Annotated in this window: 17 protein-coding genes; 5 read left to right on the top strand and 12 right to left on the bottom strand. The window is 33.3% G+C overall.

The window, feature by feature from the left end:
• Positions 1 to 42: 42 nt before the first annotated feature.
• The 4 genes from H7350_RS08315 to H7350_RS08300 all read left to right on the top strand — a co-directional run bounded on the left by H7350_RS08315 (position 43) and on the right by H7350_RS08300 (position 3860).
• Positions 43 to 912, top strand: coding sequence for a YbbR-like domain-containing protein (locus H7350_RS08315; protein ID WP_204345430.1), 870 nt, complete (start codon positions 43 to 45; stop codon positions 910 to 912).
• Positions 909 to 1508 (top strand): dephospho-CoA kinase, encoded by a 600-nt coding sequence (coaE, locus tag H7350_RS08310; protein WP_204345429.1) that lies wholly within the window; start codon positions 909 to 911, stop codon positions 1506 to 1508. Before H7350_RS08315 ends, coaE begins: the two co-directional genes overlap by 4 nt.
• 99 nt (positions 1509 to 1607) lie before the next feature.
• Positions 1608 to 3146 (top strand): sensor histidine kinase, encoded by a 1539-nt coding sequence (locus H7350_RS08305; RefSeq protein WP_235989299.1) that lies wholly within the window; start codon positions 1608 to 1610, stop codon positions 3144 to 3146.
• Between the two features lie 3 nt (positions 3147 to 3149).
• Positions 3150 to 3860: a response regulator transcription factor gene (locus H7350_RS08300; RefSeq protein ID WP_204345427.1), complete on the top strand. Its 711-nt coding sequence runs from the start codon at positions 3150 to 3152 to the stop codon at positions 3858 to 3860.
• A 70-nt stretch (positions 3861 to 3930) separates the two neighbouring features.
• Here H7350_RS08300 and H7350_RS08295 read toward each other — a convergent pair whose 3' ends face one another.
• The 12 genes from H7350_RS08295 to H7350_RS08240 form a co-directional block, all read right to left on the bottom strand.
• The gene (locus tag H7350_RS08295) at positions 3931 to 4122 is read right to left on the bottom strand and encodes a cold-shock protein (protein WP_119029192.1); all 192 of its coding nucleotides are present in this window, start codon (positions 4120 to 4122) and stop codon (positions 3931 to 3933) included.
• A gap of 117 nt (positions 4123 to 4239) precedes the next feature.
• A complete protein-coding gene (locus H7350_RS08290; protein WP_204345426.1) occupies positions 4240 to 4728 on the bottom strand; it encodes a nuclear transport factor 2 family protein in 489 nt (162 codons plus the stop codon).
• A gap of 54 nt (positions 4729 to 4782) precedes the next feature.
• Positions 4783 to 5727 carry a tRNA (adenosine(37)-N6)-dimethylallyltransferase MiaA gene (gene miaA / locus H7350_RS08285; protein ID WP_235989298.1) on the bottom strand — a complete coding sequence of 315 codons (945 nt, stop codon included), beginning with the start codon at positions 5725 to 5727 and terminating at the stop codon, positions 4783 to 4785.
• On the bottom strand, positions 5681 to 6556 hold the full coding sequence (locus H7350_RS08280) for an ion transporter (RefSeq protein ID WP_204345425.1): 876 nt from the start codon (positions 6554 to 6556) through the stop codon (positions 5681 to 5683). The genes miaA and H7350_RS08280 overlap by 47 nt, the downstream gene beginning before the upstream one ends.
• 22 nt (positions 6557 to 6578) lie before the next feature.
• Entirely contained in the window at positions 6579 to 8537 is a 1959-nt protein-coding gene (locus tag H7350_RS08275; RefSeq protein ID WP_204345424.1) for a transglutaminase family protein, read from the bottom strand.
• Positions 8538 to 8547: 10 nt separating this feature from the next.
• Positions 8548 to 9909, bottom strand: a complete 1362-nt coding sequence (locus H7350_RS08270; protein ID WP_204345500.1) for an exonuclease domain-containing protein — start codon at positions 9907 to 9909, stop codon at positions 8548 to 8550.
• 17 nt (positions 9910 to 9926) lie between these two features.
• Positions 9927 to 10583: a YggS family pyridoxal phosphate-dependent enzyme gene (locus H7350_RS08265; protein WP_204345423.1), complete on the bottom strand. Its 657-nt coding sequence runs from the start codon at positions 10581 to 10583 to the stop codon at positions 9927 to 9929.
• Between the two features lie 33 nt (positions 10584 to 10616).
• On the bottom strand, positions 10617 to 11855 hold the full coding sequence (locus tag H7350_RS08260; protein WP_204345422.1) for a DUF1015 domain-containing protein: 1239 nt from the start codon (positions 11853 to 11855) through the stop codon (positions 10617 to 10619).
• Positions 11856 to 12494: a M23 family metallopeptidase gene (locus H7350_RS08255; RefSeq protein ID WP_204345421.1), complete on the bottom strand. Its 639-nt coding sequence runs from the start codon at positions 12492 to 12494 to the stop codon at positions 11856 to 11858. It abuts the gene before it with no gap.
• A gap of 38 nt (positions 12495 to 12532) precedes the next feature.
• Positions 12533 to 13423 (bottom strand): 3-hydroxyacyl-CoA dehydrogenase family protein, encoded by an 891-nt coding sequence (locus H7350_RS08250; protein WP_204345420.1) that lies wholly within the window; start codon positions 13421 to 13423, stop codon positions 12533 to 12535.
• 14 nt (positions 13424 to 13437) lie between these two features.
• Positions 13438 to 13953 carry a lipocalin-like domain-containing protein gene (locus tag H7350_RS08245; protein ID WP_204345419.1) on the bottom strand — a complete coding sequence of 172 codons (516 nt, stop codon included), beginning with the start codon at positions 13951 to 13953 and terminating at the stop codon, positions 13438 to 13440.
• A gap of 15 nt (positions 13954 to 13968) precedes the next feature.
• Positions 13969 to 14928, bottom strand: a complete 960-nt coding sequence (locus tag H7350_RS08240) for a Gfo/Idh/MocA family protein (RefSeq protein WP_204345418.1) — start codon at positions 14926 to 14928, stop codon at positions 13969 to 13971.
• A gap of 156 nt (positions 14929 to 15084) precedes the next feature.
• Here H7350_RS08240 and H7350_RS08235 point away from each other — a divergent pair, with 156 nt between their 5' ends.
• Entirely contained in the window at positions 15085 to 15726 is a 642-nt protein-coding gene (locus H7350_RS08235) for a protein-L-isoaspartate(D-aspartate) O-methyltransferase (RefSeq protein WP_204345417.1), read from the top strand.
• Positions 15727 to 15797 lie beyond the last annotated feature (71 nt).

Below are 15797 nucleotides of genomic sequence, written 5' to 3'. Positions count from 1 at the left end.
GTTTTTGGACTATTCTTTCTGTTAGCTTTTTTAATCCTGGTAGTGACGAAACTGTCAGAAACCTACGTAGAGACAATTCCTTTTACCATAGCTTACAAAAATTTACCAGAAACATCTGTAATAACTTTAGATAGTATCCCAAAAGTTAATGTTAGAGTATCAACTCATGGATTCAATTTGTTGGCTTATTTTTTTCAGGATAAAACCTACCAATTGGATTTCGAAAATAACACCTCCATTACTAATAACAATTATATCTGGCTCGCCGAAAAAGGAGCTTATGCCTTAAAGGAGCAATTAGGTAATTCGGTGAAAATCATTTCTGTAAAACCAGACACTCTAAGACTTCCGTTTGGTACTTTAAGTGTAAAAAAAGTACCTGTTGTTTTAAATTCTGAGATTAATTATGTACCAGGATATGATACCTTAGAAGGTTTTGAGGTAACTCCAGATTCAGTAAAAGTGATAGGTGCTGTTGATGAGATTTCTAAAATAGATCTTATAGAAACACAGCCGTTAGTGTTAGATGAGGTTAGAACTGATATTGATGCCAATATCGATTTGGAGTTTTCAAGTTCATCAAAACATTTAAAACTCTCAGATAACAGTGTAAGCGTAAAAGCAACAGTCGAAAAATTTACTGAAGGCACATTCGAAATACCAATAACACTAATAAATTTGCCTAAAGATTTAGAGCTAAATTACTTTCCGAAGCATATTAAAGTTGCCTATTACTTAAGTTTAAAGGATTATAAGGATATCAAACCCGACGATTTCAAAATTGAATGTAATTATAATGACGCTTTAAAAACAGGAGCATCATTTTTAATACCCAAGCTTATTGTAAATTCTAAGAAAGTGAAATCGGCTAAAATGAAGCAAAGTAAAGTAGAATATATTATAGTGAAATGATTGTAGTTGGACTTACAGGAGGTATAGGTAGTGGTAAAACTACAGTGGCTGGATTTTTTAAAGTCCACGATATTCCTATTTATATTGCTGATGTAGAAGCCAAACAATTAATGGCGAGATCAAAAGTTATCAAAAGAAAACTCATTGCACTTTTTGGGGAAGATGCTTATGATGATGGAGAACTTAACAGACCATTTATTGCTTCTAAAATCTTTAATGATAAAAATCTTCTGGATCAAATGAATGCTATAGTTCATCCTAAGGTTGCAGCACATTTTAAGCGATGGTTAAAAAAGCAGGAAGGGCCTTATGTAATTAAAGAAGCTGCTATTATTTTTGAGCATCAAAATGAAAATCAATACGATTTTATTATCACAGTAACTGCTAATGTTGAAGAACGAATCAAAAGAGTGATGCATCGCGATAGTTCCAATAGATCAAAAATTGAAGCCATTATAAGCAATCAGATGAGCGATGAAGAAAAAATCGAAAAGTCTCATTTTGTAATTGTCAATGACAATTTAGAGGATACTAAAAAACAAGTGCAACAAACTCATCTTGCTTTGCTGAAAGCGATAAAAAAACTTAAAAATTAACATATTTGTTAATGTAAGGTTAAACCCTAATAGTTCTAAATGTTAAAATACTAAATTTGACTGATGGGCAAAAAGCTATTCATTTTATTGGTGGTTTTAATGAGTTTATCACTCATAGGTATCATCTTCGTTCAGGCATTTTTTATTAATAATACCTTAAAAAATGAAGGGAAGCAGTTTACATCAGATGTAAAACGTTCTCTCATATCAGTTTCAAGAGGTATTGAAGATAAAGAACTTTTGAGTTATGACAGACTTTATAAAGAAGTTGTGAAAAATGGACGAACTCCTGATACCACAGAAATTAGACAACTTTTGATTTATGATTCTTTTGATGAAGAAACAAATCAAACGATAAGATTTAGAAACGCCATTTCTGAAGAAAGCTTTAAAGTTCCAGCATTGTTCTTTGACATTGGTACAGATAGTATAAGCATTAGCCGATTTACAAATAAGAGTGAAACTAAAGTTTATGAGCGTAGCGCTATAGATGGTAAGATCAATTTAAATCCTATCCGAAAATTCACCGATTACAGTACTTTAGATGATATAAGCAGACTTCATTATAAAATGGGATACCATAAAGTTTACAAAAACTATCCTGTTTATAAGCGAATCTCTAACGAAGAAGTATCAGAATTACTAGAGTCTCAGTTTGCCATTAGTGGTATTAATACTGCTTTTGAATATGCAATTTATGATAAGGATTTATCAACTAAAATCAGATCTGAAAATTTTGAATTAAATCCTGAGTCTACTATTGGGATTCCTGTTTTTATGGATACCGAAAATAAAAGTGATTACTCATTATATGTTGATTTTCCAGAGCGACGCAAATATTTATTATCTTCTATTTTGGGGATGATTGTATTGTCAATCATATTTACATCTATTATCATATTAGCGTATTCAAGTGCAATTTATCAATTGATAAGACAACGTCAGATATCTCAGATAAAGACCGATTTTATCAATAATATGACACATGAGTTTAAAACGCCTATTGCAACAATTAATTTGGCTTTAGATTCTATAAAGAACCCTAAAATTATCAATGATAATGAAAAGGTGATGCGTTACCTTAGAATGATTAAGGACGAGAATAAACGTATGCATGCTCAAGTTGAAAATGTGTTGCGAATTTCCAAATTAGAAAAAAATGAACTAAATATTAGTAAGGAAAGGGTTAAGCTTCACGACTTAGTCGAAGATGCGATAACACATGTTGAATTAATAGTAGAGGATAGAAAAGGTTATGTTAAAACACATTTAAACGCAGATAAATCTTCAGTATTGGCTAACGAAACACATTTTACTAATGTGATTGTTAATATTTTAGATAACGCTATTAAATACAGTGACAATGCGCCTAAAATTGATGTTTATACTGAAAATATAGGAACTAATATTCTGCTTAAGGTTTCAGATCAAGGAAATGGAATGTCTAAGCAAGTTCAAAAGCGTGTGTTTGAAAAATTTTATAGAGAACACACCGGAAATGTACACAATGTTAAAGGTCACGGTTTAGGTTTGGCTTATGTTAAACGAATCGTAGATGACCATCAAGGTCATATATCAGTAGAAAGTGAAAAAGGAAAAGGTAGCACATTTATAATTAAGTTACCATTAATATCATAAATTATGGAAGAGCAAAATAAAAAAATTCTTTTAGTTGAAGACGATCCAAACTTCGGAACCGTTTTAAAGGACTATTTAAACATGAACGATTATGACGTTGTTCATGCAAAAAACGGAATGGAAGGTTTCGAAAAGTTTAAAAAGGATGATTATGACCTTTGTATATTAGATGTCATGATGCCTTATAAAGATGGTTTTACACTAGCTAAAGAAATTAGAGAAAAAAATACAGATGTACCAATTATTTTCTTAACTGCTAAAGCAATGAAAGAAGATGTGCTTAAAGGCTATAAAGTTGGAGCAGATGATTATTTAAACAAACCATTTGATAGTGAAGTACTATTAATGAAAATAAAGGCTATAATGCAACGTAAGGCTACAGACACGATTGCAGATAGCAAACAATTTGAATTTAAAATTGGTAAGTTTGATTTAAACTCTAAACTGCGTTTCCTTAAATTTAATGGTAAAGACCCAATTAAACTATCTCCAAAAGAAAACGAATTGTTAAGAATGTTAGCACTTCATGAAAATGATTTAATGCCTCGTGAACTGGCATTAACTAAAATATGGAGAGATGATAACTATTTTACCTCTAGAAGTATGGATGTATACATCGCAAAACTTCGTAAATACTTAAAGTTAGATCCAAATGTTGAAATTCTCAACATTCACGGAGAAGGGTTTAGATTAGTTGTTAATCAAGAAGTTTAAACTATAATTTATAGATATAAAAAAAGCCAATCGTAATGATTGGCTTTTTTATTAAAAAAATATCGAAATATTAGATAACTTTTACGTTTACTGCGTTCAATCCTTTTTTTCCTTCTGTCAAATCGAATTCAACTTCATCGCCTTCTCTCACTTCATCAATTAAACCTGAAATGTGTACAAAGTGTTCTTTGTTGTTTCCTTCTTCAGTTATAAATCCGAATCCTTTTGAATCGTTGAAGAATTTTACTGTACCTTTACTCATAATATATATTAAATTATTTAAGGTGCGAATGTAGTGTTAATTAATTGAAAATAAGGGTTTTTATATTTTATTTTTAAATAAAAACTTTAATTTCACGAATTCTGAAATTTCAAGCACTTAATCGGTAGATTTCTCAATAGAACTCGCATGATCCTTAATCACATACCAAAATCCGTTTTGTTTTTCTAAAGCATAACTTACAGTCATTCTATTAAAATAAGGTTTCCCGTCTCGTTCTGGCTCGCTGTAAACAATTTCAACTATAGCAATTCCCATAGCAGGTTGTATGGTCGTATCTATAATTTTAGTTTTAAATGACCAGGTCGTATCCTTAAACCATTCTCTGTGATACTCTACAAATTCTTTGACCGTATTTGTGACTTCGGTTTGAGGTAAAATTAACTGCATTTTTCCTGAAGGCGAAAGTGTGGTTTCCAAAGTGCTTAAATCCTTTTGAGATACGGCGTCTAAATGTTTTTGCAATACTGCTACAAATTCTGTCTTGTAGTCACTGTTGTCTTTTGATGTTTTGTGTTTGTTATCCTTTTTACACGACAAGCAAATAAAAACGGAAAGGAGTAGCAAGGTTTTGGTAATTAATTTCATATCGTTTAATTTTCTGAAATGTAAATTACAAAATGATTTATTCAATCATTAAAATTAAGACCTGATTTTCTCAATTTCAGAGATGATATGTTTAACATCGGTTTGATAGTCGAACCAGATGGTATCCTCATTTTTTTTAAACCAGGTAAGTTGCCGCTTGGCAAAACGTCGGGAGTTTTTTTTGATTTCGGAAATAGCAAACTCTAAACTCCATTCACCTTCTAGAAACTTAAATAATTCTTTATAACCAACCGTATTCAAGGCGTTTAGGTGCTTTTTTTGTTCTAATGATTTTACTTCATCCAATAAGCCTTCAGCTATCATAAGGTCTACACGTGTGTTGATGCGATCATATATAATCGATCTTTCAGCAGATAATCCTACTGTAATGGTTTTGAATGTTCTAGTTTTATCCTTTCCTTTTAAAAATGAAGAATAAGGTTTTCCGCTAGAAATACAAACTTCTAAAGCTCTGATGACACGTTGCGGATTATCAATAGCAATTGTTTCAAAAGCTTTTGGATCTAATTTTTTTAGCTGAAATTGTAAAACTTCAAGACCGTCATTTTGAAATGTAGTATTGAGTTCATTTCTAACTGTAATATCAATCGGTGGAAGGTCATCAAGTCCTTTAGTAACAGCATTGACATATAAACCTGAACCGCCTACCATAATCACCACAGGATGCGTTTTGAAAAGTGTATTAAGTGTTGTTATGGCATCTGTTTCAAAAGCACCTACATTATAATAATTTTCTACTGAAATGTGTTTAATAAAATGATGAGGAGCCGCAGCCAATTCGGTAGGAGTAGGAGCAGCAGTACCAATCTGCATTTCTTTGTAAAATTGTCTTGAGTCTGCCGATATAATTTCAGTATTGAAATGTTGAGCCAGTTTTATGCTGAGGGCAGTTTTTCCTATAGCCGTAGGACCAACAATAGAAATGAGCGTATTAGTCATGATGTAATTTGCAACCACATTTAAAGCAAAACTCAGCATTGTCATGATGTGTTTCTGTTAAGCAGTTGACACAACATTGTGTATTGAGTTGAATGTTTTTTAATTGCTCAGGATCTGTATTAGAAGTTTTCTTTTTGTCATCACCTCCGGCTTTCGTATACTCAGCAGATACTATTCCCGTTGGAACTGCAATAATACCATAACCTAAAATCATAATTATAGTCGCGATAAACTGCCCAAGAGGTGTTTCGGGAGCGATGTCTCCAAAACCAACAGTAGTTAATGTTACAATACACCAATACACACTTTTCGGAATATTAGTAAAGCCATGTTCTTCTCCTTCAACCAAATACATGATAGTGCCAAAAATGACAGATGCTATGAGTACTGCAAATAAAAACACCGCAATTTTAGCTCTGCTGGCTTTAATCGCACTCGCTAATTGATTTGAAGCTCCCAAATAGCGAGCTAGTTTTAGTATTCTAAACACACGTAACAAACGTAAAGCTCTTAGAGCTACTAAAGCATGAGTTCCAGCGAGGAATAATGAAATATATTTTGGGATTGTTGATAATAAATCGATAATACCATAAAAACTGAAGATGTATTTAAATGGTTTTTTAACAGTAATGATTCGTGCGATATATTCTATAGAGAAAAGAATAGTGATGATCCACTCCGAAATATTTAAAAACGTATGGTATTTATCATCAAAACTTTTAATACTCTCCAGCATCACAAGAATGATACTTGCTAAAATAGCTATGAGTAAAACAACATCAAATAATTTTCCTGCAGGCGTATCTGCTTCATAAATAATTTCATGAAGTTTATCTCGCCAGTCAGCTTGTGTTTTATTATCAGACATAAGTCAAATGTACTAAAAAAGTTTATGGTTTCTTTTTCAATACGATTAGTGAGTTTTTTTGGATATCAACAATAGTAGCAAAATAACTTTTAAGACTATCGTAATATGCAGCATCATAAATAGCTTCTTTAAAATTAAATTTAAAGAATAATATTACAGAATCGCCATTAATACTCGAGTTAAAAATTAATGTTCCGGTTTTATTAGGTAAGCTTAAGTTTATAGGCTTCGGAATATCAATAACCTCATAATCTTTGACGTTCAATTCAACCGAATATAAAAAAGCATCTTCGTAGCCAAAATCAATAGGGTAGGTACGTTGTTGTAGTTTAAATGGATTCTTGTCAAAAAATGTAATTAAAAACGGATTGATATACAGGTTACCTCCTACATTTTCAAGGGGTTGTTCGACTTTAAATTCTTCTGAAAACTCTGTAGCAGTTTTGTTTGTGGTTTCTGATTCATAATCTACAAATTGTGTAGATGGATAAGCATTACTATAACTATCCAAATATGTATCAGGATTACTAAAGTAAGCTCGTTTAGCTCTTAAAGCATGATAGCCGGTTTTATTACCTTTAATGGTTCCGCTTAGCGCTTCAGAGTCATCAATATTTAAATTGACACGGTATTTCATTACACTCATCTGATTAGCATTGATGTCTACCCAGTAGCCTCCTTCTTTAAAATCTAAAAGGCGTCCGTATTGATTGAGACATCTGATTGGTAATTGTCCAAAGGATAAATAATCATCAGTAGCATCCAGCATATAAGTCTGTTCTCCTATAGTCACGTGAACAATTAAGTAGTTGAAATCTGAAATAACAGGATAAATTCGTGTTGCAAATCCGTTGTTTCTGGTAGACAACAGAACAGGTTTTACATCGATGTCGTTAGCTTCTAATAAATTGTGAAGCAAAATATTTATTTCAGAAACATTCCCAGATTTGTTATTTACGAGATCTTTTACCGAAACATCATTAAAGATATTAAATGTTTTATCCCAAGTATAGGTGTTTTGAACGAACTCATAAATAGCCTTCGCTTTCTCTAAGGGATCTGATATCGCAATTATTGTGTCGCTAAGCAGGTCTTTGGTAACGCTACTTTTCTTTAATTGTCTCCCAATATCATTGTCACTTTTGAGTTCACCTTCAACACTTTTCCATGTTTTAGTGATATTATCAACTCTACCATCAAAACCTCTAAAGACTTTAAGCTCATATTCAATTCTGGCAAGATAATTATCTTTTGTAGTCATGAATTCCTCCTCGATAAAAGCAGGAATATCTTTCATTACATAGATGTAGTCACCACAGTCTGATGAACCAGCTCCCATGACTTGCAGACAGTTTTTTCTTAGAGAAGATACGTTGGTATATAGCTTTTTTCCACCAACAAGTTTGATATTATACTCCCAGTTTCCAGGAATACTAGGTCTGTATTCACTGTATAATTTTGGAATATCTTCCTGAAAATACCAACTCTTATATTTAAACATGTAAGGAGACTCCAGCGTATAACTATAGACAATTACTGAGCCTTCTTTTATATTAGGAAAGGTAAATTTTACAAGTGTATGATTTTCATCATATTGTTCTTCAAAAATAGCATTTTTATCTAGCTGTGTTTGAGTGATTTGTCCGTTTTCAACATTGTAAACAGTTGCTTTAATTTTTTTCACACGCTCATGTTTGCCATTGTCACCATATAAATAAATGGTTTCTGTGGCTTTGTCAAACCCATTTCTATTTAAAATTTTCAGCTTCTTTTTAATTTCAGATTTTAATAAAAAGGTTTCCCTGTCAACATAGCTTTCTCCTTTTTCGTAGATAATTAAAGCATTAGCAGTAGAGTCTTTATCAAAAACATTGAGTTCTATATCTTGTTTTGTGACTTCAAAGCCTTCAGAATTAAATCCAGATTGAGCACTAAGGTTAAGTGCTAAAGCAATAATTAAAAAGCGTAATACAAATTTCATTAATTGAGGTTTAGATAGATAGGACTTTTACTCTTTTATTTCGTCTTAAATAACTTTGAATGATGTGTTGGGTATCTCTGTTGTTTTCCATAGGAGTTATAATAGACTCTAAAACTTCAAGGGTATTAATTTGGTGATTGAGGTCAAAAAAACCAAGACCTCTGTACACACCATTTTGAATGTAAATTACACTTTTCTCATCAATATCCCGACCTTGATCAATAATAATCATGTTTTTATTATCATAGCTGTTTTTCGCGATGAGTTCTTTAACTCGCTTATTGTAATCTTCAGGTGATTCTTCGTTAATACAAGCGCCATTACAACTTTTAATGGTATAGTTAAAGCAATTTGATTTGGTAGGATATAAACCTGTTAACTTCTGACAAAGTGAATAGTGTTCGAGCGCTCTAAACATAAAACTTTTGGCACTTTGCATATTGCTAAAGGTGGTAATGGCTTCATCATTAGCATGGGTTTTGTCAATTTTTAAATTGATATAACCATGGTCATCAACAAAACTATATAGCGCATGTGTGAATATGTTTCGACGTAGTGCTCTGTTGTATATTGGTTTGTTTCGTTTAATTTCGGCACTTTCTTTTAGTAGGGCAACAAGTTCACTGCCAGTGGCTTCATACGTCACCGATTTAGCTAAAAGTTGAAGTTTTTTAGATTTGGTACTCGTATTTGTAAAATGCTGATTAATACGATGCTTGATATTTTTACTTTTTCCAATGTAAATGATGTCACCATTTTCATCATGTATATAATATACACCTGTGATGGCAGGAAGCGCCTCAATAATGGTTTTATGAGTATCATTAAGACGTTTATTGATTTCAGTTTTTACATGGCTTTTGATTATATGTTTATCTAAATCTTTAGATAATAACATTTTAAAAAGCTTTACTGTTGCCATAGCATCACCATTAGCACGATGTCTATCACTTACAGGAATACCCAAAGCTCGTGTTAACTTTCCTAAGCTGTACGATGCCTGATCAGGAATTAATTGTTTTGAAAGCTCAACAGTACATAATGTTTTGCGTTTGAAACCAAAACCAAGGCGTTTAAACTCGGTTCGAAGTATGCGATAATCAAATTGTGCATTGTGAGCTACTATAATACAGTCTTCTGTTATTTCTACAATGCGTTTGGCGACCTCGTAAAATTTAGGTGCGCTTTTAAGCATATTACTATTGATACCAGTGAGATTGACTACAAACGGTTGAATGTCTCGTTCTGGGTTAACAAGGCTTATAAACTTATCTACCACTTTGTGGCCGTCAAATTTATATATAGCTATTTCAGTAATTCCTTCTTCATTGTACTTTCCACCAGTGGTTTCTATGTCTAATATTGCGTAAATATGCTTGTGTTTTAGTTTTAATAATTTCTCGCTCCAAATATACTACTTCCAACTCTAATCATTGTACTGCCACAGTCAATTGCCAATTGATAATCTCCACTCATTCCCATGGAAATAATTCTCAACGAATCGTCTGTTGTTTTAAGGGTTTCAAAAGTAGTTTTCAGGCGTTTAAATTCTTGCTCAATTTGGTTGACGTTATCAGTAAATGTTGCCATTCCCATAACACCAGTAATCTTAACGTTTTTTAATACGGAAACGTCTTCGGAAATTAATAATTCTTGAGCATTTTTTGCTGACATCCCAAATTTGCTATCTTCTTCAGCAATTTTTATCTGAAGCAGACAGTCGATAATTCGGTTGTACTTTTCAGCTTGTTTATTGATTTCCTTGAGTAATTTTAAACTGTCTACACCATGAATTAGGCTTACAAACTCAGCCATATATTTCACCTTGTTGCGCTGCACATGGCCAATCATATGCCATTGGATGTCTTTTGGCATTTGCTCATGTTTCTCAGCCATTTCCTGAATTTTATTTTCTCCAAAAATTCGCTGACCAGCTGAATAAGCTTCCATTAAATCACTTATAGGTTTTGTTTTTGATACGGCAACTAAAGTGACATGATCTGGGATTTTAGACTGTATGTTATCTAGGTTGTGTTTGATACTCATTTTTTAATACTGCTTTGTGGAACAATTTGTAAGCTAAAACTCATAAATAGTGACACCACTTCTTAGTTTAGGCTCAATAAAGGTACTTTTAGGAGGCATTTTGAGTCCGTCATCTGCCATTTGTTTCATTTCATTAATATCTACAGGAACCATACCAAAACCAACAGCAAATTCACCACTATCAATTCGGTCTTTGACATTGATAATATCTTTTTTTCCGTTGATATAATCGATACGCACGTCATTACGCAAATCTGAAATACCCAAAATAGGATCTAGAATTGTATAATATAAAATTTGTGCATCGAGTGCATCTAAAGCTGTTTTGAAATTGTATAACGATTTCCGAAGGTATAAAGAATAAAACTCACCATCAAGATACATGCTGAAATGGTGCTTTTTTGATGGCTTATACGGCATAATACCTCTGTTTTCTATGCGGTAAATTGTGTCCAGCTGAATAAGAAACTCCTCTTTCGTTAACCCATTTAAATCTTTGACTAGGCGATTAAATTCATGAATGCGTAATTCAGATTCAGGAATTAAAAAGGACATAAATTGATTGTATGACTCATGACCCGTATGATTTGGGTTAGCTGCTTTCTCCTCTTTGTATAATAAATAAGAAGATGCCGAACGATGATGACCATCTGCAATATAAATCGTTGGCATGCTGTCAAACTCCTTTTCTATAATGTTGAGTAGTTCTGGCTCTTCCAGTTTCCAAAGGTAATGTGTGTCGCGATAGGTTGTCGTAAATTCAAATTCTGCACGTGTATTTTGAATGTCTTTAATTATCGTTGAAATGACATTATTATCAGGATAGGTAAGGAGGACAGGTTCAGCATTAAAGCCTACGGTTTTAAGGTAGTCTTTAAAAATACGTTCACGATATTCAATAGTATCTTCATGCTTTCTAATGATGTCCTTTTCATAATCTTCAGCACTTGCTGCAGCAACAATGCCATTAAATACCTGATGGCCTCTATCTACAATTTTATAAATGTAGTACGATGGTGTTTTATCATGTACAAAAATAGAATCTTCTTTAAACTCGAGATAACGGTTTCTAACCAGTTGATAGCGTTCGGTTCCTGTAATTTCTCTTGCGTATTTATAACCAGGATTTACGATATGTAAAAACGAAAACGGATTGTAATCCAGTCGAGCTTCACGTTCGGCTTGTGTATACGTTTGGTACGATCGGGAAGCTACCAGGCTTACTTTATCACGTGTAGGTCGTACTGCTTTAAATGGACGAATTTTTGCCAATTAGTTTCTGTTTTTATTTATAAAATCTGTTGGGTCTAAATATCCATTTGTATTAGATGAATATCCAGGTCCGATATCTAAATTTATCACATCCCTTATTTCGAGATGAAGATGAGCCAAGTAATAGCCGTTGCAATTACCAATAGTGGCAATTTGTGTTCCCTTCTTTATAAAAGTTCCTTGTTGCACCATAATAGTATCACAATGTGCATAAAGAGATTCGTAATATTTACCTTGGTGTTGATGAATAATTCGTATTACATTTCCCCAACCACCTTTATAGTCTTTTACTTCACTAATATAACCATTTGCAACAGAATAAACGGGATCACCTAAATCACTGTTGCCACCTTTAACTCCATTCCAGTCGTCACCTAAATGATTGTTTTCCTGAAATTTTTGAGCATTGTAATATCCATCGGCATTGGGTTTTCCTACCGGAAAGTCAAAACCATCAGAACTATAATTTAAATGCTCATTAAACAGTTTAATATAGTTTGCTTTTACTTCGGAAATCATTGCTGAATCCACTGATATTTCTGTGCTATCTGAATGAACGACTGTCTCATTTGTAGGTTTCTGTTTAACACAGCTTGACGTGATAAACGATAGAAACATACAAACAAGAAATACTTTCATGATGACTTTAGACATTATCACTGTTGCCTGAGAACAATCTATTTTTTAAATTGCTTAGCTACAGTTTCAGCTTTTCTACTTTCCGAATAATCATAAAATCCTTCTCCAGATTTTACGCCTAACTTTCCAGCTCTTACCATGTTTACTAATAATGGGCAAGGTGCATATTTCGGGTTTTTGAATCCGTCATACATTACATTTAAAATAGACAAACACACATCAAGGCCAATAAAATCGGCAAGTTGTAATGGTCCCATAGGATGAGCCATTCCAAGTTTCATAACCGTATCAATTTCTTCTACACCAGCAACGCCATTGTATAAGGTTTCAATCGATTCATTAAGCATAGGCATTAAAATACGGTTGGCTACAAACCCTGGATAATCATTAACTTCGGTTGGTGTTTTTCCTAATGTTTTAGACAACTCCATGATGGTTTGTGTCACTTCATCACTGGTATTATAACCGCGGATAATTTCTACCAATTTCATAATAGGAACTGGGTTCATAAAGTGCATTCCAATGACCATTTCTGGGCGTGAGGTAACCGCAGCAATTTGAGTAATTGATATAGAAGAAGTGTTGCTTGCTAAAATAGTGTCTTCACCGCAAGCCTCATCTAATTGCTTAAAAATCTTAAGTTTTAAATCAATGTTTTCGGTTGCTGCTTCCACAACGAGACTGGCATATTCAACACCTTCATTGATGTTTGTATAGGTCGTAATATTGTTTAGAGTGTCTTGCTTATCGGCTTCGGAAATTTTCTCTTTGGCGACCATACGATCTAAATTTTTAGAAATCGTATCCATGCCTTTTTGAAGCGATGCTTCACTAATATCTATTAACTGTACTTTAAACCCAGATTGAGCAAAGGTGTGGGCAATTCCGTTTCCCATTGTTCCTGCTCCAATAACTGCTACATTTTTCATTTAACTATATTTAATTATTCTTTTTTCATTTTAAATAAGACTTTCAATTTACCATACCATTCTGGCTTATTTCCATCAGGATAGGTTTCGTCAAACATCATTATATCAAGCATGTCATTCTTTATCGTGTAGGTATAAAACTGTTGTCCGCCTTCAAACCCAGGTACTTTAGCCATGTCTGCAGTTGTCGTAACTGTAGAGTCAGTATAAATATAACTTCCCGAATTAAATACGATAGATTGAAATGCTGCTTTTATTTCGGCATCAGTTGGCTTTGAAAGTGTATCGAAAGCCTTTCTTTCTGTTGTCCATGGGTTATATAACAAACTATAACGTTTAGGAGCAAATACAAATGTTCCGTAAGTTATTGGTTTGCCGACATATGTTGTGTCGGTATAGATGTAATGGATTTCTTGCATTTTCCAAGACCCTTCTAATGGATTGCTATGATTGGTCGCTTCTTTTTTTGGAGAATTGCAAGCAGATAAAAGAGTCAAGATCACTATTGATATAAGCAAATTTGTTTTCATGCCTCTTTATTGTAATTAAAATTGATTGATAATCATTGTTGCTACTCTCAAAGCTTCAGTGCCATCATGAAGTGTTACAACAGGAGTTGTGTTGGTATTAATGGCATGAGCAAAAGTTTCTAACTCATCGAGAATGGCATTGTTATTTTCAATTTCAGGGTTATCAAAATAGATTTGCTTTTTTATGCCTTCAGCATTTTGAAGAATCATATCAAAGTCTCCAGGATGTTCAGGCGCATCTTTCATTTTAACCACTTCACATTTCTTTTCCAGAAAATCTACAGAGATATAAGCATCTTTCTGGAAAAAACGGGTTTTTCTCATATTCTTTAGAGAAATGCGACTGGCAGTTAAATTGGCAACACAACCATTTTCAAATTCGATACGAGCATTGGCAATATCAGGTGTTTCACTTATTACCGAAACTCCGCTTGCTGATACATGTTTGACCTTAGATTGTACAACGCTTAAGATAATATCTATATCGTGAATCATTAAATCTAATACAACAGGAACATCGGTTCCGCGAGGGTTGAATTCAGCCAAACGATGAGTTTCAATAAACATTGGATTTTTAATTTGATCCTTAACCGCAATAAAGGCAGGATTAAATCGCTCAACATGTCCAACCTGTCCACGAATATCATGTTGTGCTAACAGTTCTCTTATGTGTTCTGCTTCTTCGACAGTATTGGTAATAGGCTTTTCAATAAAAATATGCTTGCCTTTTGCAATGGCTTTTATTGCACAATCATAATGAGAAAGCGTAGGTGTGACAATATCCACCATATCTACTGCATCGATAAGCGCATCGATAGAATTAAAGTATTTGTAACCAAATTCGGCTTCTACCTTTTTAGCATTGGTTTCATCTGCGTCATAAAAACCAATAAGGTCATATTTTTCAGATTGATTAAGAAGTCTTAAATGAATTTTACCAAGATGACCAGCACCAAGTACACCAGCTTTTAGCATTGTTTTACGTTTTCAACAAAAATAAGATTTTTCGCAGTTCTTTTATGCGAATTTCACAATAAATAATGCTGGTTTTTATGTCGTTGATAAATCAATTAGATTTAACTTTCAGTATAAAAATCTTTCAGTTATTTTAGCATAGCAAACTTAACTACTTTGAAAGATACGTTTAAACACCAAGGTCTGCGACAACAATTAGTCGCAACATTAAAAGCAAAAGGTATAACCGATGACAAAGTTCTAGCTGCTATTGGCAACATTCCCAGACATCTTTTTATGGACTCTGGTTTTTTGGATCACGCCTATCAGGATAAGGCATTTCCTATTGCAGCAGATCAGACCATTTCTCAGCCCTATACTGTAGCATTTCAAACAGAATTGATGCAGGTAAAGCCTGGAGATAATGTGTTAGAAATAGGTACAGGGAGTGGATATCAAACCGCGGTTTTATGCTTGTTAGGTGCTAAAGTGTTTAGTATTGAGCGTCAAAATGAACTTTATAAGAAGACCAGTAAATTCTTGCCTAAATTAGGATATAGAGCCAAGAAACTCATTTTTGGAGATGGTTATATTGGCTTAGAATCTGAAGCGCCTTTTGATAGTATTATCGTAACTGCTGGAGCACCATTTGTACCAAAAGCACTATTGAGTCAGTTAAAAATAGGCGGACGTTTAGTAATCCCTGTTGGTAATGAAGTACAGGTTATGACCTTGTTTATTAGAAAGGGACCAAAAGATTTCGAACAGCATGAGTTTGGCGAGTTTCGATTCGTACCTTTATTGGAGGATAAGAATTAATAGTCTGCCGAAACTTACAGAAAACAAGGCTTGAGATGATATCTGAAAAGCAAGCAAAACAAAGGTTATTC

The sequence above is a fragment of the Psychroserpens algicola genome (genome assembly GCF_014526325.1).
In the GTDB taxonomy this organism is placed as follows: Bacteria; Bacteroidota; Bacteroidia; order Flavobacteriales; family Flavobacteriaceae; genus Psychroserpens; species Psychroserpens algicola.
This window is presented reverse-complemented; position numbering and strand designations above follow the sequence as displayed.

Excerpts from the sequence above, each read along its gene's own strand:
- coaE (WP_204345429.1), top strand. The coding sequence starts at position 909 with ATGATTGTAGTTGGACTTACAGGAGGTATAGGTAGTGGTAAAACTACA.
- miaA (WP_235989298.1), bottom strand. The coding sequence starts at position 5,727 with ATGCTGAGTTTTGCTTTAAATGTGGTTGCAAATTACATCATGACTAAT.
- H7350_RS08275 (WP_204345424.1), bottom strand. The coding sequence starts at position 8,537 with ATGAAATTTGTATTACGCTTTTTAATTATTGCTTTAGCACTTAACCTT.
- H7350_RS08265 (WP_204345423.1), bottom strand. The coding sequence starts at position 10,583 with ATGAGTATCAAACACAACCTAGATAACATACAGTCTAAAATCCCAGAT.
- H7350_RS08280 (WP_204345425.1), bottom strand. The coding sequence starts at position 6,556 with ATGTCTGATAATAAAACACAAGCTGACTGGCGAGATAAACTTCATGAA.
- H7350_RS08250 (WP_204345420.1), bottom strand. The coding sequence starts at position 13,423 with ATGAAAAATGTAGCAGTTATTGGAGCAGGAACAATGGGAAACGGAATT.
- H7350_RS08305 (WP_235989299.1), top strand. The coding sequence starts at position 1,608 with ATGAGTTTATCACTCATAGGTATCATCTTCGTTCAGGCATTTTTTATT.
- H7350_RS08295 (WP_119029192.1), bottom strand. The coding sequence starts at position 4,122 with ATGAGTAAAGGTACAGTAAAATTCTTCAACGATTCAAAAGGATTCGGA.
- H7350_RS08255 (WP_204345421.1), bottom strand. The coding sequence starts at position 12,494 with ATGAAAGTATTTCTTGTTTGTATGTTTCTATCGTTTATCACGTCAAGC.
- H7350_RS08290 (WP_204345426.1), bottom strand. The coding sequence starts at position 4,728 with ATGAAATTAATTACCAAAACCTTGCTACTCCTTTCCGTTTTTATTTGC.
- H7350_RS08240 (WP_204345418.1), bottom strand. The coding sequence starts at position 14,928 with ATGCTAAAAGCTGGTGTACTTGGTGCTGGTCATCTTGGTAAAATTCAT.
- H7350_RS08245 (WP_204345419.1), bottom strand. The coding sequence starts at position 13,953 with ATGAAAACAAATTTGCTTATATCAATAGTGATCTTGACTCTTTTATCT.
- H7350_RS08300 (WP_204345427.1), top strand. The coding sequence starts at position 3,150 with ATGGAAGAGCAAAATAAAAAAATTCTTTTAGTTGAAGACGATCCAAAC.